The sequence below is a fragment of the Pseudogracilibacillus sp. SO10305 genome, from assembly GCF_037072005.1.
Taxonomy (GTDB): domain Bacteria; phylum Bacillota; class Bacilli; order Bacillales; family Amphibacillaceae; genus Pseudogracilibacillus; species Pseudogracilibacillus intestinigallinarum.
In genome coordinates this window covers 104,869-125,862 of the sequence record NZ_JAXHDE010000008.1, presented here as the reverse complement: position 1 = coordinate 125,862, position 20,994 = coordinate 104,869, and the positions used below count along the sequence as shown (strand labels likewise).

Below are 20,994 nucleotides of genomic sequence, written 5' to 3'. Positions count from 1 at the left end.
ACTGGGAAGTTCCCATAACCTAATGCCGTTAAGTTATTTTTCAACTCTTTAACGTGCGGCCCCGAATCACCTACCGTAAATTTCGGGGCACTTTTAGTACTCTTTATGGAAATCATATTATCTTCATCCGGCTTTTGTTCAATTAATTTATTTTCTTCCTCATTTAACTCGCTATCAATATACTCTTGTACTCCTTGTTTATCGGGTTGTTCTAATTCCTCTATTTCTTCTTTGAATTCAATATGTTGTTCATTTATCTTCTCATTATAAGTTTCTTGTGAAGCGAAGATGAATTGAGGACTACCAATTAATAATAAAGTGATTGTAGATGTTACGATAAGTCTCTTTATTAAACTAATCACTCTTTTCCTCCCTTATTACTTATTATTTTGGATATTTTTCTTAATGGTTGAGTTAACTTCCAGGATTTACTATTATACACATTCTCTAATAGGGTTGTAGTTTCTTGAATCTCTTCTTTACATAATAGAAGCTCCCGCTTAGTTTTTTTAAGTCTTTGCATCTCAATATTATTTTTAACTTCGAGTCTTTCAATATCCTTAACATAATCTTGCACTTTTTTGTTAAATTTATCTAACTCATTTTGTGTTTTTTTATTAGCCTGTTTCAACTGCTTTATTCTTATTTTATCTTTGTTTTCTCTAATTCTATCAAAACCAATTTTAATCGGTTTATTATAAGCCTGAATTTCAACGCTTTCATATTCAGTATTCATTTTAACAAACTCTACAAATTCTTGTATCTTTTCAACATCCTCATGTCCAACTATCAGTTTAATATATTCATTATTAATAAGTTGAATATTACCGTGGATGTTATTTCTTCTAGCATATATAATTAGAGCACTTAAGTCTGGATTCCCAACATATTTAAATGTGATAGATTTCCCTATTACTTTCTTGTTTTTAATTCCTTTCAGAATAACCTGTTCAGCTGACATATCTAATAATGGCTCTATAACTGAATGAAAGTCAAAATACAAGTTAGATTTTTCTCTATTCTTAGTATCCGGAAAATAACTATCGATAAATAAACTCATAACATCATTAGGTTCACCTTTATAAGGAAACATATGATAACCCAACATGGGACGAGTATTTAATTCTATTATAGTCATTTGATTTGTTTCTTCATTAATCATAATATCTATGCCACATAAGTGTAAGCCTTCTATTGACTTTATCATTTCAAGTAATAAGCCCTGTTGATTTTCATTTAGTATGTTATTGGCCTCTAACACATCTGCTTCTAATGTTACTTTGTTTTTTAAAAACAAAACTTTATCTTTCGGTAGTACTGAACTTATGGTGTAACCAGCAGACTTAATATTTTCTATTGCCTCATCATCTAATTTAATTTTTCTTGACATTAAGTTTGGATTTTTATCCCTTTGTTTATTTTTCATTTTAATTAGTTCTTCTATTGTTTGTTTTCCATCACCTACGATATTTGCAGGGATTCTTTTTACAATACCAATAATTTCATTCTCCAAGACTAATACTCTATAGTCACTACCTTCAAAATGCTTTTCTAATAGAATCTCCTTATGTTTCATAGTTTTTCTTAAGGTATATAATGCCTTCCCTAATTCATTCCTATTTTGAATATTTGCAAAAACTCCTGTCCCAGTATTTGATGATAAAGGTTTAATTACAACAGGATAACCTATTTTCTCAGCATACTCAAAAATAGAGCTATCTATGTCATTTGCATTAAACAAACTCCCAACCGGGGTGTCGAAATTTAATTTCTTTAAATATTTTTTTGTTAGTGCCTTATTTTCACAAATTTCCATTGCCCTTTGGGATAGTTTATCACCTCGAGAACTTGCAAAATAAAAAGTATTATGGCCATCAGATATTTCGTTTCTTATAAGTAATTTATTATCTTTATTCTTTTCAACGTAAAATTTAACTATTAATCCTCTGCGCCATGCTTCTAATGATAACAGAAACATCCCTAACCTTGGGCCATAACTTTTGTCATAATTTATTGCTTCATCTAAGTGATCAAGCCATTTATCATTAATATTTAGTGTATCCATAATATATACACTCCTATAGACAATTCATTTTTACTTTCTTCTTATTGCTACCTTTAGTTTATGAAGGACAGTTCTAATGGGATAGGTAACCCTCCATGCCCTACTGTTTTTAATTTGACTATACTTCTTAACAAGCCTCGCATATTCGTGTTCCAATTGTATTTGTTCTTTTTCTAATTCCTTTAATTGTGATTCAGTGATAACTTCTTTAATGTTTTCAAATCCAATTTTCACTGGATATTCGTATGCCTCTACTTTAATATTATCAATAGTTACATTAGTGTTCTCTGGTCCTTTATAACACAATTCTTTCAATGTATATATTGTCTCTTCATTTCTTCCACAAACAATAACTTCTAAAACATTCTCATTTATTAACTTTGAAAACCCATGTAAGTGTAAATTCAAAACTGTCCTTCTTAACCAAATTCTATATTTTCTTACATCAAAATTCCCTTGTATTGTTAATTTTTGTGTATATCTATAGTTCTTAGGCATATCTTCTAATGTAACCTTTTTTATTGCCCTACTCGTTAAAGGGGCTGCAACATCATCAAAATCATAATATAAAATTCCCCTTTTAACATTCTTAGTCTCAGGAAAATAATCATCAATAATATAACTTGGTATATCCCTTGCCTGGCCTTTTACAGGAAAGAGGTGTCCACCCAAACCAGGTCTCGTATTTACCTCAATTACTGAACCATTATTTTGCTCATCATTTACAATCATATCTATACCACTTAAAGCTAATCCTGGGATAGCCTTTGTTGCCTCAATTGCAATAGATTTCAGTCTTTTATTTAAATCATCTGTTATTTCTACAGAATCTCCCCCTGTTGTAAGATTACTTGTTAAACGTAATGTCACAACTTCACCACTTTGTGGAATTGTATCTAAGGTATATTCATTATAATATAGTAAATCGAGAACTTCTTTATCAATTTTAATCATACGGGTTTTTAAATGTGGATTATTTTTTCTTTGCTTATTCTTTTTTCTAATTAATTCTCTGATAGTACTTTTACCATCACCTATAACGTTTGCTGGAACTCTGTTTAATGCGCCAATAACTTTATCCCCAATTACTATAATTCTATATTCAACACCAGGAACATATTGTTCTACAATAATTTCCTTATACCCAACTTCATTCCTCACATGATTTACAGCATTAATTAAATCTTCAGTGTTAGTTAAATTTGAAAATACACCTCTTCCTCCATTAGCATTTGTTGGTTTAATTACTAAAGGAAAACCTATTTTCATTGCATATTGAATTATCTCCTCATCAACAGCATTCTCATCAAACATCTTACCTTCTGGAGTCGGAACGTTATTTTTCTTTAAATACTCCTTTGTTAAATATTTATTATCACAAATTTTAAAGGCTTCTTCCGTTACCTTGTCACCCATTGAAGATGCAAAATAGTGTGTCTTTTCACCATCACTTATCTTATACCTAATTCTTAGCTTATTTTCGTTATTATCTTCCGCATAGAATTCTACCTTTAAACCTCTTCTCCACGCTTCCAATGCAATTGTCACCGCACTTAGTCTTTTACCATACCCCTTGTCTGGTATTGCATTTACCAAATGTGGTAACCAATTTATTACATCCTGCTCCATTTCCTAGACCTCCATCACTTATTTGATTCGAAAACCCGAATAAATTCTACCAACATGCTCTGTTACTTTTATATCTTCTATATTCGTTCTCTTAAATTGATGTGATTTTATCTTATCTAAAAATTTCTGGACATCCTGTTCGTTACCGTATATTATAATTTCCGCTTCATTTTCTTTTACGCTCACTTGACCAAATAAGTTATACTTTACAGCTTGATTTTTTATCCACTTTTTGAATGGTACGGCCTTTATTGTCCCAGAAATCCACACATATTTAGATAAGCTCTGTTTACTAATTTTTTTTAAAATAACTTCGTCAACTACACCGCTGTTTAACATTTCTACTATCTGATCATAATCTATAAAAACATCTAATTTGTCTGTTATATTAATATTTTTTGTTTCTGGAAAATACAAATCTATAATAGCTTTTGGTACATCTCTTCCCTTTCCATATATCGGGAACATACACCCCCCTAAATTTGGTCTACTATTTATTTCAAGTACATGGGCTGTATCTTTTTCATGATCTACCATGACATCAATACCACAATGCTCACTGATATTCATTACTTGTGCTGCTTTAACAGCTACATTTTTAGCCTTTTCACTTACCTTATCAGTAATATCTTCTACTTCAGCAGCTAATGCATGTAACGTACTATCGGACAAGTATACCTTTTCATCTCTCAACGGAATAGAATTTAATGAATATCCTTTTTTATCTATAAACAATTGTAACTCTTCATTTATTTCAATCATATTTTTTAAAGCGTGAGGATGTTTTTTTCGAACTTTATTTTTATTAATTATTAGTTGTTCTATTGTGTCTTTACCATTTCCTTTAACACTTACCGGAACTCTTCTATAAACAGAAATAACTTCTCCATCAACTACTAGCATTCTTGTATCATCCCCACTAACCATCTGTTCAACAATTATATTATGATATCCCAGCTCTTCTTTTATATATTTTAAGGCACCCTTCAACTCTTCTTTATTCTTAAGATTTACACAAACCCCCCTACCAACAGATGCGTCTGTTGGTTTCGCTACTAATGGATAATCAATCTCCTCGGAGTTTGCAACAATTTCTTTTATACTATGATCTTTAGTAAATGATAATCCCTTTGGAACTGGTACATCTGCTTTAGCTAGCAGTTCCTTAGTCGTATGTTTTAATTTAGTTACCTTAGTGACATCTCTTGTAACCTTATCCCCCAATGAAAATTGAAAATTATGAGTTTTATTATTATGTGTTAATTGTAATCTAATTCCACGTTTTTCCTTATAATAAAGATTATAGACTTTGACAGTTATCCCCCTTCTCCACGCCTCTAACATGTATGTATATAGTGAAGTTGAAAAACCTCTAGCAGATTTAGGCACTGCTTTCTCAATTTTTTTCATTTTCTCATATTCTAGATCCATTTTATTTCCACCTTTATTTTATTTTCCTAATAATCTTAGTAATTTTCCATGATGTGCTTGTCTTAATTCTCATTAGTTTCTTTTCAATTCTTTTAATTTCTTGGGTATTTCCTTTCAAAAACTTCTCATTTTCTTTGAATTTATGTTCTAACTCTACTATTCCCAAATGCTGATAATCATCTTTAATCTTGAACCCTAATTGCAACGGACCCCTATATTCAGTAATCTGAATTTCCTTAATAAAAAAATTGTGTTGTCTTTCATTTATATAATCTATAATTCCCTCGATTACTTTCTCATTGTAATGTGCTAGTAAGATATTAATGCTTTTTTCCCTTTCAATATATCCATTAATTCCTTCTCTTAGAATAATTTTTTTCAATGCAGAATAGATATTGATTATATCAATTTCACCTATTAGTTTTATTAACTTAGCCGAGTATTCTTTTTCTGGACAAGGTGAAATTTCTATTTCTTCTAAATAGCCATTATTTAGACTATTCAACACTGTTTGGAAATCAAAATAATAATTGCCCTTAAACTTCTTTTCTCTTACAGTAATAGTTTCTGGAAAGTAATAGTCAATAATCTTTCTTGGAACATCTACTGCCTTTCCTTCTATAGGATATAAATGAGAGCCTATGCCAGGTCTAGTGTTGAGTTCTAATATTATACCTGTTCCGTCAGTATCATTAACAATCATATCTATTCCACTATGTGCCAAGCCTGGAATGGCTTGATTTGCCCTAATCGCTATCCTCTTTTGTTTTTCTGTAATTTGATCAGTAAAATCGATAGGTTCTCCACCTGCTGAAACATTACTAATTGTATTTAAGTAAATTCTTTTTCCTTCAGGTAATACAGAATCTACTGTAAGACCATAATCTTTTAATTTATTATGCATTGCCTTGTCTATAACAATAGCTCGATAATATAAATGCGGTGTTTTTTTACGTAAATCGTTTTTCTCTTTAATTAATTCATTAATTGTTTTTACACCATCACCAACTACATTTGCTGGCACTCTTTTTACGGCAGCAATAACCTCGTTTCCAAGTACATATATCCTTACTTCGTCTCCATGAACCTGTTCCTGGATTATAATTTTCTCACTTACTTTACTTCTAACTTGATTAATTGCTTCTATTAATTCAAGCTCAGAATTAATGTTGGTTTTAACTCCTTTTCCACCACTACCATCAATCGGCTTAACTACCAAAGGATATACCATATCACTTATGCTATTTAAAATTGTTTTAACATTTTCATTCTTAATGAAACTTACACTCAAAGGGGTTGGAATTTCTGCTTTTTGTAAGTATTCTTGTGTCAATTGTTTATTATCACAAATCTCCCTCGCTTCTTCTGTTACCATGTCTCCACAAGACTCTTGAAAGAAATGTACTCGCTCTTTACTCGATAACGAATAAACAAATTTACTTGCATTAGGGTTGGTTTTAATGTTATGAAACTTTAAAGTTAATCCTCTTCGCCACCCTTCTAGTGCAATGGTATATAAACTTGTCCTATTCCTTTTAGCTTCTTGAGGAATATCTATAATATGAGGTAACCAAGTGTATGTCTTCATTATATAAACACTCCTATATTACTTTTTTTCATTTATAAAGGCAATTATTTTCCGCATTGGTTTTGTAATCTTCCAACTCGTACTATTTACTAATTTCTTGTATTCTTTATTAAGTTTTCGTAACCTTTTTTTGTTTAGATGAATTAGTTCTTGCTGTTTTTCAATTTTTCCGATTAGATATTCAGTACCCTTATCTATGTTAAATCCTGTCATAATGTTCTCCTCGAATATTTCTATTACATCAAATTCAAGCTTTAAACTTTGTCTAAAAAGAAATTCCAGTTCATCCAAACTTTCTTTTATTCCAGATACTAATATAATAGTCTTTATGTTGTTTTCAAATAAAACCTTGCCGTTTAAACCCATATTTAAAGCTTCCTTCTTAATCAAGTTATACTGGTTTATATCTATTATATAATCCAGTTTATATTTTCGATGAATCAGATTACGCTCTTCTAAGGTCTTAGTGACAACGTTTGTTGCAATCCCTCTCATTAAAGGCTGCAGTATCGAAATATTATCAAAATATAATCTAGATGTATTAACTTCCCTCTTAGTTTCTGGAAAATAATAGTCTATGATTTCTTTGGGTACATCTCGTGATGTTCCTATTATCGGGAATAATATACCACCTATCTGTGCTGTAGGATTTAATTCAATTACATATGCCTTGTCACATTTATCTGTAGTTGTACCAACCATCACGTCAACCGCGCCATGTTTTAATCCCTCAATAGATTGCAATGCTCTAATAGCCATTAATTTTATATCATGAGACAGTTCATCTAATACATCAATAGGATCACCACCTATAGAGATATTAGCCTTCTCACTCAAGTAAACACGTTCATTTTCTCTAGGTATATCATCCACTGTATAGTCGTTTTCAAGTAAATATTTCTTCATCTCTTCATTTACAGTAATCAAACAGTCTTTTAATCTCGGATTTAAAAGGCGTACATTGTTTTTCTTTTCAATTAATTCCACTATAGTGCTTGAGCCATCACCAACTATATTAGGAGGCACCCTTAGTATAGCTCCAACAACTTTATTACCTATTACATATAAACGATAATCTTTTCCGGCAATAAATTCCTCTACAATTACATCTTCATTTAATACATTCTTTATGTAATTGAAGGCATTTTTAACTTCTTTTTCCGAATAGAGCTTGACATGGACGCCCCTACCAAAACTACCATCAACTGGCTTCAAGACAACTGGATAACCTATACTATTGATATAACTTAATATATTGATAAGCTCCTCATTTTTAGAAAATGTTTTCCCTTTCGGAACAGGTATACCTGATTTAGATAACTGTATTTTGGTAAAATGTTTATCCATTCCTTGTTCTACGGCTCTAGTAGAAACTTTATCTCCTCTTGTACGAAAGAAATAATGTGATTTAGTTTTTGAATGCAAGGAAAAAACTTGACCTGGTTCATCAATAAACCATGTCTTCACATGTGAAAATTCAGGTGAATTTTTATGATGCCATTTTAATTTTAGACCTCTACGCCATCCTTCAAGCGCTACTACATACGCATCTAAATAGTTACCTTTCATTTCTGAAAGCACTTCAGGAGATAAATGCGGTAACCATTCATACTTCATCTTATCCATTAAGTTATCCTCCTAAATCTTATAAACAATCTTACGATAATTGAAAGGTATCTTTCCTCTGTAATGTTTGAAATGCTTTAAATTGCTTACCATTCATAAAGTCCTCTTCCAGTCTAGCTTGTGCCTTTAAATAATAATCTCCTAGTAACTGATCTGTTTCCTGATTAAAGTCATCGTAATCTCCTGGTTTTGGAGTAAATTCACCAAAGATTAATCTATCTTCAGAACTTAAAAGATCAATTCGGATAAATGGTGCTGGTATTTCTTCACTTAATTTCTCTACCATCTTGATATCATTCTCAGTCACACCAATACCTTGAAATAATGTTTCTTCATATTTACCTGTATAAACACGCTCCCCCTCATTATTCCACCAACAATGACGGATTTCAGGCTCTCTTATAATTTCCAAAATAAGTCCGACCTTTCCATAAAACATGTAAAACTTGAAATCTCGCGCAGCCTGTAATTGTTCTTTATTTTCATATATGATTTCTTCAACCATCCATACATCTTGGTGAACCGCACCACTCTGTAAATCATTGTATATATTAGAATATAATTCTTCTAAACTCGTTAATATTGTAGAGTTTTTAACATCAAAAATATGATTGAAACGGTGTACCAAATACACTCCCCGTGCTCCTGCCCCATTTATCGGTTTAATGACGATTCCTTCGCGCTCTGGTAATGTATTCACAGTATAAGTTTTCCCATCTACTTTAGGTACTGGTATTTGAAGGCCGTCCACAAAATGGTAAGCCTTTTCCTTATCATCTAAAATCCATTCTGGTAGGGATTGATGAAGTTGTAGCCTTCTCATTCTTTGGTGTAGTAATGTACGGTATGATGAAACACGTTCAAGTGACATTGCTTCTTCAGTTAATCCCGCTCGAATAATAAACTCTGGAATTTCTTCTATACATAAACCAGACATAATTTTTTTATAAATTGCATGCTTATATAAGTCATCTTTTCGCATATACAATCTACCAATAAAAGATAATGCATCCTTATAGTTTTCCTGGATTTTATTTTTATATTCAATGATTGATTCAAGATAAGTTAATAAAGTTGCACTATCCTTCCACTCTCTCATCAATTGTTGAATAGTACTAGTATTTAATTGTTCATCTAACAATTTAAGTTTTGCTATTTCTTCTCTTGCTTTACTTAACTCTAACTCTGCCTCATTCAATCTTTCAAACAACATTTGAAATTCGTCATTTTGTTTTGAGAATTTACGTAAAAAACGAATAGGTTTAGCAATTTTCCACGTATTACTTTCCTCTATTTGTTTTACCCTTTTTTTACAATTCATGATTTCTTTCTCTAATCGATGGAGTTCATCCTCTTTTTCAACTATCTTTAATTTTACACTATTTTGAATTGCATTATTTTTCTTTACTAGATTTTTTTTCATCAAGTTCACCCCCGCTCATTTGATCATCCAATCCTTTATAATTTTTTCATACATGTAAGGTATATTATCTTCAAACCAGTTCTCCTTGGCTAATCGAATCTCCTTCATTTCTTTATGTTTTAATTGTTCTCTTACCTTCTCATCGTAAGGATACCATCTACCACGCTTATTAAAATACCCCATTATTTGTTTCGTGCATAATCGAAACTGATAAGACTTTATTACCTTATCATTATACTTCATTGTTGGTTTTTCATCTATAATAACTAGTGTATTAACAGTTTTTACAAGTGGAATATACTCTTGTTTCACATGTAAGGTGCGTAAGTCATAAACGATTGTTAATATCGATTGAATATGCTCACCATATACAATCATTCGCACTAGCTCTCCATCAATTATCTTTCTAATATCTTTATCAAACGAATTTGACTTTTCAGTATCATATATATGCATTTGGATAAGGCCTGTTTTGTAGCCCAACTGTTTATTCATTTCGATATCATGTATAATTTGTTGTTTCATTTTCCTTTTTAATCTTGTAAAATCTGCAACAATTATTATATCAACTGTGACAATCCGATTTGGCGACGGTTGATTTGGTTTCATAGGGTATGGGATTGGGAATAATCGTTTTTTTTGTGTTTTAGGATAATATAGTTGGTTAGTTGAGTGGTGGTATGTAAAGCTTTCTACATACTCTTTTCTTGCACCAATAAAATATCCATTATATCCAAAGGACGAACTACTTGTTAATGATCCAGCTGCTTGCCTAGGTAATGACAAGGGCCCTGTTTCCAAATCAACTACAGCTTCATTTCCAAAAGCGAGCGTCATTCTTCTTTTATATTCTCCATCAGCTGCAAAACGAACACTGTCCCAATAACCAATAGTTTCTAGCACTTCCTTTCTTCGAAACATTAAAGAGGACATATTCGAAAACAAATAACGTCCTCTTGTTCCTCGTCGATAAAATAATAAATCTTCTGTTAATCTAGATAGTTGAGATGTGTTAGCGATTATAGTCGGATTTATTATTAAATGTTTTACTTGAATCTCCAACTTCTGTATATGAGACCAGTCATCCGCATCATTGACTGTTATATATTCACCATTCGCTATTTCTAATGCAAGATTCCTTGCTACATACGGTCCACTATTTTCAGGAGTTTGCAAGACCTTAATTCTCTTATCTTTTTGTTCATATTCTTTCGCTACATTGAAAGTGCCGTCTGTGCTACAATCGTCTACAATAAGCACTTCAATATTCTTCCATGTTTGATCTAACAAAGACTCAATTGCTGTCTTTATCTCATTTTCACAGTTATATGCAGGCAAAATAACCGATATCTTAGGGCCATTTAAAACTTGGTGATCCATATCTTTTGTTTGTAAATCATCATAAGATACGTTATCTCCTTGACCAAAAAAGATCGGTTGTAAGCTATATTGTTCATATACTTTGTTTACATGTATTAATTTTTCATTGATATCACTTATTGTATTCGCTAATGCTAAGGAAATGTCTGGGTGACTATCCTTGTTTTGTAATTTTGTTAGCAAGAGTTTAGCTTCATCTAACTTATTTAATTGTTCATAGCACTCAGCTTCTACTATGGTCATCTGTCTAAATAATTCCGTATTCGTAACGTTTTTCTTTGCTTGCTGAATATAAGTTAAAGCTGTGTTAGTATGATATATACTTTTCTTATTAGCGTAGTATAATCCTAACTCCCAAGCAATACTTGTTTTCAAATATTTATTTGTAGTTTTTTGATACATTACTGTTAGCTCTCTAACTACTTCTTCTACAAAACCATCATTATACAACAATTTTATATAAGGTTTTAAATCATTCATTGCTTGCTTCTGTTTATACACTTTACTATATAATTGCTTTCTGTTTCGTCTTCCTAATAGATACGAACCAATGGTACGTATTTTGCGCTTAAATAAGGATGGACGAAACAACTCCAGTAACGTACTTTTCTGTATCTTTTGAAATTCAAGTTCTTTTTTAGAGTGAAGTAGTTTTTCTCTCTTTAATTCGTCTTCAATTTCGTTCACTTTCCTAGAAATTTTCTCATATTCGTTTAAAAGTTCTTCGTTTTTCTTTTTCATTTATACACACCAATTTTCGTCAGAAATTATCCATTGTTTATCACGCATTTTATCCCTTACACTCTTGTCTAATGGGATAATCGATGGCTCCTTTTGATGTAATAATTGAATAGCGTTCAAACTTCTCTCTACCGAGTTATCCATTTGGAAAACTATAAGTGAAACTTGTTCTGCACGAACAGATGGAATATAAGTTTGCTTGTATAGCATGGGTTCATGTCCGATATATATTATTTCATTTGTATTAATTTTTTCTCCATAAACTAACATCTGTACATGGACACCATCGATATAAGGTCTAATCTCTTCTGATACATGTAATGGTATTTGTAAATTATATGTGTAAAGTTGAATAATCCCAATACGGTTTATTTCATTACTCTTTAAAGCTTTCTCAATAATTTTCTTGATTCTTGGTAATTCATTCGTGTCACGTAAGTCCGTGGCAATAACAAGATCGAACTGGCGCATCTGCTCTTGTTTTTCCTCCCTAATCGGCCACATTGGTTCTGGCACAGGAAAAGGTCGTACCGTTTGTGGATAAGAGTATTTCCATTCATTTGTATTTCTATGAAAGTATTCTAGACTTTCTACATATTCTTTTCTTACACCCATGAAAAATCCATTGTATCCAAATGCTGAATTACTTGTCAAAGATGATAAGGATTGTCTTGGTAAAGATAAGGGACCTGTTCTTAAATCTACATAACTTTTTTTACCGAATGCACGAATTAAACGGCGTTTAAATTCACCGTCCGCAGCAAATCGCACACTATCCCAATATCCTATTGTATTTAAGATAGGTTCTCTTCGAAACATAATAGAGCTCATGTTAGGAAAAATATATCTTCCTGGAGTACCACGACGATATAACATTAGATCTTCCGTTAGGCGGGCATGTTCTGATGTATTCGCTATAACATCTGCGTTCTGCATCAAATGTTTTACTTGTAATTCAAGTTTCCTTGCATGTGACCAGTCGTCCGCATCATTAATTGTCACAAACTCCCCTGTCGCGACTTGTAATCCTATATTACGCGCAATATATGGGCCACTATTAATAGAAGTTTGGAATACTCTCACCCGATCATCTTTAGCTTCATATTGCTTGGCAATTTCATAGGTTTTATCGGGGCTACAATCATCCACAATAAGTAATTCCAAGTTCCTCCACGATTGTGTTAGTATCGACTCTATTGCAACGTGTAATCCTTCTTCTGCACGGAATGCTGGCAATATAACGGATATCTTACCAGTGTTGCTATCTACACGCTTTGGAAGCGTCTGCATCTGCAAAGAATCATAATCTACCACAGAAAAGTCTGAAAGTGTAATATGTTCTAATTGATACATGGTGAATGCTTTATTGATTTGTTCAAAGCGCATTTCCAATCTTGTTTCTAAGTTAGCAAGTCCTAAGTATAAATCAGGATGCGCTTGTATACTAATTTGTTCCTGTAAGCTTGCTTTTGCTTTTTCTACTTCACCCAAATGCGCCAAACTTTCCGCTCTTATAATAGCTATGCGCTGTAATTTTTGAGCATCTTTTTCTCCAACTTCTGCTTTCTCCAAATAATCAAGAGCTTTTTTTGCATGATCCTTTGTATAATGGTTAGCATGCCACAGGGCTAATTCCCAAGCAATCAACCTTTTTACAAAAGAATCTTTGGAATCATTATATTCACGATGCAAATCACTTAATGCTTCCTCTGTAAAACCTAATGAATATAGATGATCTTTCAGATTTTTTATATGCAATTTTTGTTGATGTTTTTTACCAAATTGAGTAAGTTTTCGAATATTTTCTTTTTGTTTATCAGAAAACATATTCGACAACTTATTTTTTTGTTTTTCTGATAAGACAGTATATAGAATCCAATCTACGGCCCCTACTAATCGTTGTCGTATTTTCGCCAATTTATTTGCCACCTCTTTGACACTTGCTATTCAACATGTTTTCTTAGTATTTTCACAATAAATTATTTACTGCCTTTATCGATATTACTTTCTTCATCTCAGATCTTTTCTGTCTTTTGTTCAGTAGATTTCTTCTTCGTTATTTTTTGTGTTATTTTTTTGGTGCAGTCTTTTTCTTTAAGCCTGTTCTCTTCTTTCGTTTCGGAACATTAACACCCATCGCTTCACGGTATAATTTCACTGCTTCTTCGGCATCTCCATCAAAACGAAGTCGGCCCTTGTCAATCCATAATGCACGTGTACATACTTGTTCTACAAAATGCATACTATGAGTCACAATAATAACCGCTTTTGCACGTTCCATCATCTCTTGAATTCGTTCTGTCGCCTTTTGTCGAAATGCTAAATCCCCTGTAGATAATGCTTCATCGATGATAAAAATATCTGGTTTTAACACAGCTGCAATACTAAAGCCTAGGCGTGACTTCATACCACTTGAATAGTTCTTCATAGGTCTATCAATCATTCGCTTAATACCAGAGAATTCTACAATTTCATCGTATTTTGTTTCTATTTCCTCTTTTGGAATTCCTAATAACATTCCATTCAAATATATATTATCTGATCCGGTCAATTGGGGATTAAATCCTGTCCCATACCCTAACAGCGAAGATGTCTGTCCATTTATTTGCAAATCTCCTTCATCCGGCTTATAAATATTCGTCATCAACTTACATAACGTACTCTTCCCAGCACCATTATGTCCTATTATTCCAACAACTTCTCCTTCTTTTATTGTAAAGTTTAAGTTCCTTAATGCCCAATGTTTTTCTTTTCTATTTAAATCAAATGAAATTCCTAAGTTTTTAGCTTCCATAACTGTGTTATTCCGTACAATCGTTTTTGTTTTTTCTAATTCCAAGCTTCGTTTCTTTTTCGGCATTTTTGGTACAGATGCACGATAATTTGCAATAACTTCTTTAGGTTCGCCAACTTCTTTTATTTGTCCTTTATGCAACCAAATAAGACGATCACAATTACGTTGTGCATAACGTAAACTATGTGTCACTATAATAACCATTTTGGCGTTAGTTACTAACTCTTTTAATTTTTCTGCAGCTTTTTTACCAAATTTAATGTCTCCTGTGTTTAAAGCCTCATCTAAGATTAGAATTTCAGGTTGTAAATTAGCAGCAACACTAAAACCTAAACGAGCTTTCATTCCACTCGAGTAATATTTCATCGGTTGATCGATAAATTCTCCGATTTCCGAAAATGCATGGATTTCATCTATATATTCATCAATTAAATTTTTATTTATTCCTAGCATCATTCCATTTAAGTAAACATTTTCTCTACCCGTTAATTCTTTATTAAATCCCATACCTAAAGAAAACAATGCGGTTACTTTTCCGTCTACATGCAATGTCCCTTCATCATGCTGTAAAATACCTGTGATCACTTTACTGATTGTCGTTTTACCAGCACCGTTCGAACCTATAATCCCTAAAATCTCACCTTTATAACCTGTAAACGTCACATTGCGTAATGACCATATTTTTTCCTTTTGCTTATCTTCTTTATTTTTTTTAAAACTTAAAAGATCTAACAATCTTGATTTATAGTCATCAGTATTTACCTTTGGGTCATAAAACAGACCTATATCTTCTGCTTCAATGACATGTTCGCGCTCTGTTTCCTTTACATTATTATTTAACATATTTGAAAACCTCTTTTTCCTTAGTTTTCCCTCATTACAATGCTTTTATAATTTTATGTTCATTATTTTTAAAGTAGTTCAACATAAATATAATTGTAATAATCGATGCAACAAAGATAATACCTAACGATATAAAGTTAGGTAGTTGATGATACATCAAAACATCTCTAAATGATGTTACTAAATGCGCAATCGGGTTAATCGCAACCGCCCAACCATACTCGGGTGGTAAACGTCCACCTTCCCAAATAATAGGGGATGCGTAGAAGAATATTCGAATGATATGTGTTAATAAATTATCAATATCACGAATAAACACCGTAACGAAACCTAAAACAGAACCTACTGCCAGCAAAAATGTATACGTAATAATAATAATGAGTGGCAATAAAACAATATGCCATGTCGGTACTTCTGCATACAAAATTAACGCAAGTGCTACTACAATTAAACCGAATAAAAAATTCACCAGTTGTGTAATTGTAAACGACAACGGAAATATAAACTTCGGTAATGCTACCTGATTTATAATCGAACTATATCGTAAAATCGATTTGGCTGATGCATTAATAGTTGAACTAATCCATCTCCATACGATAAGTCCGATTATTAAAAATAGTGCATAATTTGGTCCACCACGATCTAAAATAATGACAACTAAGAAATAATATACAGCGATACTTAACAACGGATCAAGTAACCACCAAAAATAACCTAAATAACTATTTCGATGTTCTGCCTTTAATCCTGACTTGACTAAGTAAAGTAACAGGTCTTTTCTTTTCCTAACTTCATTAATATAATTCTTCAATTTTTTCCTACACCGCCTAATATAAAACGAGTTTACTTCACAATGCGAAACTTAATTACTTGTAAAACAGATCGAATGGCATAATGAGAAAAATACCAAGCTGCTTTTATAAATGTGTGTCCTTCAATATGACGATATAAATTCCAATTTTGTTTCGCTACTTTTAGTTTATTACTTGAAATTGAGTTTTCTACCAAACGATATTTTGATAGCACCTCATCTAACCCATATGCAGTATGGCCTTTTCTTAATAATGTTAACCAAAATGCATAATCTTGTCTTGTTCGTATATTCACCATTCTCTCGTTGCCAATCGCCTCACGATTCAACATTACTGTTAAACAGCCGATGACACAATGTTTCATTAATTTTTCATACGTAATTTTCTTAGGAACTTTCGAATAACCATTTGTTAATGTCCCGTCTTCATACATACGTACATATTTGGTAAATGAAAAAGTAAGATTATTTTCTTCCATAAATTGAACTTGCTTGGATAATTTTTCTGGTAACCATACATCATCGCTATCAAGAAAAGCAATATATTTACCTAACGCTTGATCGATTGCTGTATTCCTTGCTATTGCAGAACCACTATTTTCTTGTAAACGAATTATTCGAATACGAGCATCTTGATCAATAAATCTTTGTACAATTTTCACTGTATTATCTGTAGATTTATCATCTACAATTATCATTTCCCAATTATCGTATGTTTGATTGCGTACAGATTGAATGGACTCTGCAATAAATCTTTCTGCATTATAAGAAGGTGTAATAACAGAAACTAGTGGTTTCTTCATATTTTTACTTCCTTATTTAATAATTGATCATACCAATCTAATAGTTTACCTTCTTCTACTTCCCAATTCAACTCAGAAGCCACTGCCTTTTTTCCGTTTTTCCCCATTTCATAACCTATTTCTGGATTGTCTATCAACTTTTGTAGAGCTTCATTTATTTCTTGTTCATTATAAGGATCTACTACTATACCGCATTCATATTTTTCAATAAATTCCTTCCAAACTGGAAAGTTAGAACAAATAATTGGTAAACCCACATTCATATATTCGAAAAACTTCGTTAACTCTTTTTTCATATAATGTTCTGTAGGTGGGAACACAGCTATACCAGCTAACCAATTTTCTTTTGTATACATCTTTTCCATTTCTTCTTTTACAATGAATTGATCAACCCCCATGATTTGGATATTGTCTTTATTTTCTTTAGCCACATCCATAATTTGATGTGCAATAGATTTCACACATTTTCCAACATATTGTACTTTAATATTTTGATTTATGTTAGGAATATTTGCATGGATAAATGCTCCTCTATCTCCATTTACATTGCCTGTATATAGTACTTTATTCGATAATGGTTTGGCTGTACGATCATATTCAAAAAACTTCTTATCCATTAATGGGTAATTTAAGATACATGTCCCATTCGGGTATATATCTTTATAATATTTTTCAGCTAAACTCTTCTCCATATTTCTTGTGAAAAACTTTTCAATTAGTTTATAACCTCTTGCTGCCACTTTGCGTAATGTTGGTGTTAAATATTTTTTTTGTAAAATACTCGTTACGTAGTCTTCATGTATGTCATAAATAACGGTATTGTTCTTTCGTTTTAACCATGAAGCAGCTATGATTAATTCCGGATCATGAAATACATAAATATCTCCTTTTGCCTCTTTCGCTTTTTTGTATGCATCCCACACACCGAATAACATTCTTTTCAATCGACTTTTATACGTTTTTAATCGAATATGATTAATATTATTCACTTCTGTCTTATCTCTCGTATCCTGTGCAATTAATGTGACCTCATATCCATTTTCGGCCAAAGACATACATTGTTTATAATAAATTCTAGGATCATAAGGGTGATGCACTGTCGTTATATGAACGACTTTCTTTCTTGTTCCCTGATGATATATTTGTTTTTTATTCATTGTTAACTCCTTTTACCTGCTGAAACATCGTTTCATACTGTGAAACAACTTTAGCTGCATGAAATTCATTTGCACGTTGTACCCCTAACGTAATAACATATTGACGTTCTTCTTCACAATATCTCATTGCCTGCGCTATTTTTTCAGCTACATCGTTTACGTTACCTACTTCACATAACAGCCCATACTTACCATTGTCTAAAACCTCTTCCGCACCTGGTTTACAGTTTGTTGACACGACAAGTGTTTCTGTAGCGAGCGCCTCGACTAACACATGTCCAAAGCCTTCTGTTGTCGATGTCAAAACAAATAAATCAGCTTGTTTAAATATCGCATATGGATTTTCCTGAAAGCCAACAAAATAAACGTGATTATCTATTCGTAAATCCTTCGCCTCTTTTTTTAAGCTCATTTCTAACTCGCCTTCACCTAAGATGATTAAGCAACTATTATTTGTATCTTTCACTTTCGCAAATGCACGTAATAATGTAAGTTGATCTTTTTCTTTTACAAATCGTCCCGCCGTAACTAATACTTTATCATAGCTTTGAATAATCGTATTTATTTCATTTGTTAACGGTTGTTTCATTTCATGATTAATATGAACTAAATCAACAGGGTTATAAATAACATCTATTTTGTTCTCTCGTACTTTATATCGGTGTATTAAGTTATCTTTTACACCATAAGACAATGCAATAACCTTATTTGCAAATTTATACAATAGTCCGGCAACCACTAATTTGAAATTTTCCTTTTTGCTTGTATCACCTAATAAAGCTGCTTCTCTAACAACTACTTTCGTTTTAGTAAGGGAAAGTATTTTTGCTAAAATCGCTACGATATTATACGTTAATACTGTACTAAACAAAATATCTGGCTTTTCTTTTTTTAACAACTTAGCTAATTCAAAGATACTTGACCTTAATCGATTAGTACGTAATTTCACAAATCGAACATCTTCATGTACAAATTGGTCATAATCATAGTCGAAATTTAGCGTTACTAATGTGACATCAAATTTACTTTTATCTATATAATTAACGATATTTAATAATGTTCTTGCAGCTCCACCGCCACCAAGCCGGTAAATAAAAAAGAATATTTTAATTTTTTTCACGGATGACTACCTTCCTTCTACTCTACATCCATCTACATATTATATACTATTTTCATGTGAATTTATATTAAGACAACCAATGTTATCTAATTGTAATTGACGCTACATAATTTTTTCTTCTATTATTTTTTTGTGATAAAATCTAGATGAACACAAGTACTATTCATACAACTCTTATTCTTTTTCATTGTATAATAATGGAGTAAGAGTATAATGTTGTTTAACACTTTAATTAATATATAAAGGTTGGGATTTATTATGGTTCTTTTTGAAGAACTTCAACAAAGAAAAGAAAAAATATCTGTCATTGGTCTTGGTTATGTTGGATTGCCATTGGCAATTGAATTAGCCAAAAAATATGACGTAATCGGTTTGGATTTAAATAAAGAAAAGTTAAATATGTACAAGCAAGGCATAGACGTCACTGAAGAAGTTGGAGACAAAGAAATCAAAGAAACGGCGATGGAATTTACATATGATGAGAACGATCTACAAAGAAGTAAATTTCATATTGTTGCAGTACCTACACCAATCAATATTGATAAAACACCAAATCTAAAACCTATTATTGGTGCAAGTGAAATGATTGGACGCAATTTAACAAAAGGATCCATTGTTGTTTATGAATCAACTGTGTACCCTGGAACTACTGAAGAAGTATGTATCCCTATTCTAGAGAGAGAATCCGGCTTAATTTTCGGTAAGGACTTTAAAGTCGGTTATTCACCCGAACGAATTAATCCAGGTGATAAAGTAAATACATTAACAAAAATCACAAAAATTGTCTCTGGTTCAGATGCTGATGCATTACGTGAAATCTCAAAAGTGTATGATTACATTATTGAAGCAGGTGTGTATGAAGCAGAATCTATTAAGGTTGCTGAGGCTGCAAAAGTAATCGAAAACTCACAACGCGATATTAATATTGCTTTTATGAATGAATTATCGATTGTATTCGATAAAATGAACATCGACACGAAAGCAGTATTAGCTGCTGCAGGTACAAAATGGAATTTCTTGAACTTTACCCCTGGGCTAGTAGGCGGTCATTGTATCGGAGTAGACCCATATTATTTTACGTATAAAGCAGAGCAGTTAGGATACCATTCGCAAATTATTTTAGCTGGACGAAAAGTAAATGATAATATGGGAAAACACGTTGCAAATAGCGTTATCAAAAAAATGATCCAGGCAAATTTAGATGTAAAAAAGGCCAAAATTGCTGTATTAGGATTAACTTTTAAAGAAAATGTTCCTGATGTACGTAACACAAAAGTAATTGATATTATTAAGGAGTTAGATGATTATGGAGTTCACTATGTTGTCCATGATCCTCATGCTGAGCAAGAAGATGTTAAACAAGAATATAATATCGATTTAGTTGGCCAGGAAGTATTAAAGGATTTAGATTGCATCATCCTTGCTGTACCTCATGATGAATATAGGGATACTTATACAATTGAAAAATTAAACACTTTATATCAATCAGATAAGAAAGTCTTAGTAGACATTAAAGGTATTTTTGATCGTGAACAATGTGAAGAGTTAAATATCCATTATTGGAGTCTATAATAAAAAATCTA

Annotated in this window: 15 protein-coding genes; 1 reads left to right on the top strand and 14 read right to left on the bottom strand. The window is 31.9% G+C overall.

The features are described from left to right. The 14 genes from SPD45_RS08375 to SPD45_RS08310 form a co-directional block, all read right to left on the bottom strand. Positions 1-362: hypothetical protein (locus tag SPD45_RS08375; RefSeq protein WP_336267294.1), on the bottom strand; the 362-nt coding region annotated here is incomplete at its 3' end. Further along, on the bottom strand, positions 359-2,065 hold the full coding sequence (locus tag SPD45_RS08370) for an ATP-binding protein (RefSeq protein WP_336267293.1): 1,707 nt from the start codon (positions 2,063-2,065) through the stop codon (positions 359-361). The genes SPD45_RS08375 and SPD45_RS08370, both read right to left, overlap by 4 nt. 30 nt (positions 2,066-2,095) lie before the next feature. Continuing rightward, positions 2,096-3,694 (bottom strand): ATP-grasp domain-containing protein, encoded by a 1,599-nt coding sequence (locus SPD45_RS08365; RefSeq protein WP_336267292.1) that lies wholly within the window; start codon positions 3,692-3,694, stop codon positions 2,096-2,098. Positions 3,695-3,712: 18 nt separating this feature from the next. Beyond that, positions 3,713-5,125 carry an acylphosphatase gene (locus SPD45_RS08360; protein WP_336267291.1) on the bottom strand — a complete coding sequence of 471 codons (1,413 nt, stop codon included), beginning with the start codon at positions 5,123-5,125 and terminating at the stop codon, positions 3,713-3,715. A 13-nt stretch (positions 5,126-5,138) separates the two neighbouring features. Then, positions 5,139-6,713, bottom strand: a complete 1,575-nt coding sequence (locus SPD45_RS08355) for an ATP-grasp domain-containing protein (RefSeq protein ID WP_336267290.1) — start codon at positions 6,711-6,713, stop codon at positions 5,139-5,141. 18 nt (positions 6,714-6,731) lie between these two features. Further along, positions 6,732-8,339 (bottom strand): ATP-grasp domain-containing protein, encoded by a 1,608-nt coding sequence (locus tag SPD45_RS08350; RefSeq protein WP_336267289.1) that lies wholly within the window; start codon positions 8,337-8,339, stop codon positions 6,732-6,734. 31 nt (positions 8,340-8,370) lie between these two features. Further along, positions 8,371-9,762: an ATP-grasp fold amidoligase family protein gene (locus SPD45_RS08345; protein WP_336267288.1), complete on the bottom strand. Its 1,392-nt coding sequence runs from the start codon at positions 9,760-9,762 to the stop codon at positions 8,371-8,373. A 15-nt stretch (positions 9,763-9,777) separates the two neighbouring features. Next, positions 9,778-11,883: a glycosyltransferase family 2 protein gene (locus SPD45_RS08340; protein WP_336267287.1), complete on the bottom strand. Its 2,106-nt coding sequence runs from the start codon at positions 11,881-11,883 to the stop codon at positions 9,778-9,780. Beyond that, on the bottom strand, positions 11,884-13,800 hold the full coding sequence (locus SPD45_RS08335) for a glycosyltransferase family 2 protein (RefSeq protein ID WP_336267286.1): 1,917 nt from the start codon (positions 13,798-13,800) through the stop codon (positions 11,884-11,886). Positions 13,801-13,951: 151 nt separating this feature from the next. Next, a complete protein-coding gene (locus tag SPD45_RS08330) occupies positions 13,952-15,520 on the bottom strand; it encodes an ABC transporter ATP-binding protein (RefSeq protein WP_336267285.1) in 1,569 nt (522 codons plus the stop codon). Between the two features lie 34 nt (positions 15,521-15,554). Then, positions 15,555-16,331 carry an ABC transporter permease gene (locus SPD45_RS08325; RefSeq protein ID WP_336267284.1) on the bottom strand — a complete coding sequence of 259 codons (777 nt, stop codon included), beginning with the start codon at positions 16,329-16,331 and terminating at the stop codon, positions 15,555-15,557. Between the two features lie 32 nt (positions 16,332-16,363). Beyond that, on the bottom strand, positions 16,364-17,134 hold the full coding sequence (locus tag SPD45_RS08320; protein ID WP_336267283.1) for a glycosyltransferase family 2 protein: 771 nt from the start codon (positions 17,132-17,134) through the stop codon (positions 16,364-16,366). Beyond that, positions 17,131-18,291, bottom strand: coding sequence for a glycosyltransferase (locus tag SPD45_RS08315; RefSeq protein WP_336267282.1), 1,161 nt, complete (start codon positions 18,289-18,291; stop codon positions 17,131-17,133). Before SPD45_RS08315 ends, SPD45_RS08320 begins: the two co-directional genes overlap by 4 nt. After that, entirely contained in the window at positions 18,284-19,411 is a 1,128-nt protein-coding gene (locus SPD45_RS08310) for a glycosyltransferase (protein WP_336267281.1), read from the bottom strand. The genes SPD45_RS08315 and SPD45_RS08310 overlap by 8 nt, the downstream gene beginning before the upstream one ends. A gap of 258 nt (positions 19,412-19,669) precedes the next feature. Here SPD45_RS08310 and SPD45_RS08305 point away from each other — a divergent pair, with 258 nt between their 5' ends. Continuing rightward, positions 19,670-20,983 (top strand): nucleotide sugar dehydrogenase, encoded by a 1,314-nt coding sequence (locus SPD45_RS08305; RefSeq protein WP_336267280.1) that lies wholly within the window; start codon positions 19,670-19,672, stop codon positions 20,981-20,983. The last annotated feature ends 11 nt before the right edge of the window (positions 20,984-20,994 follow it).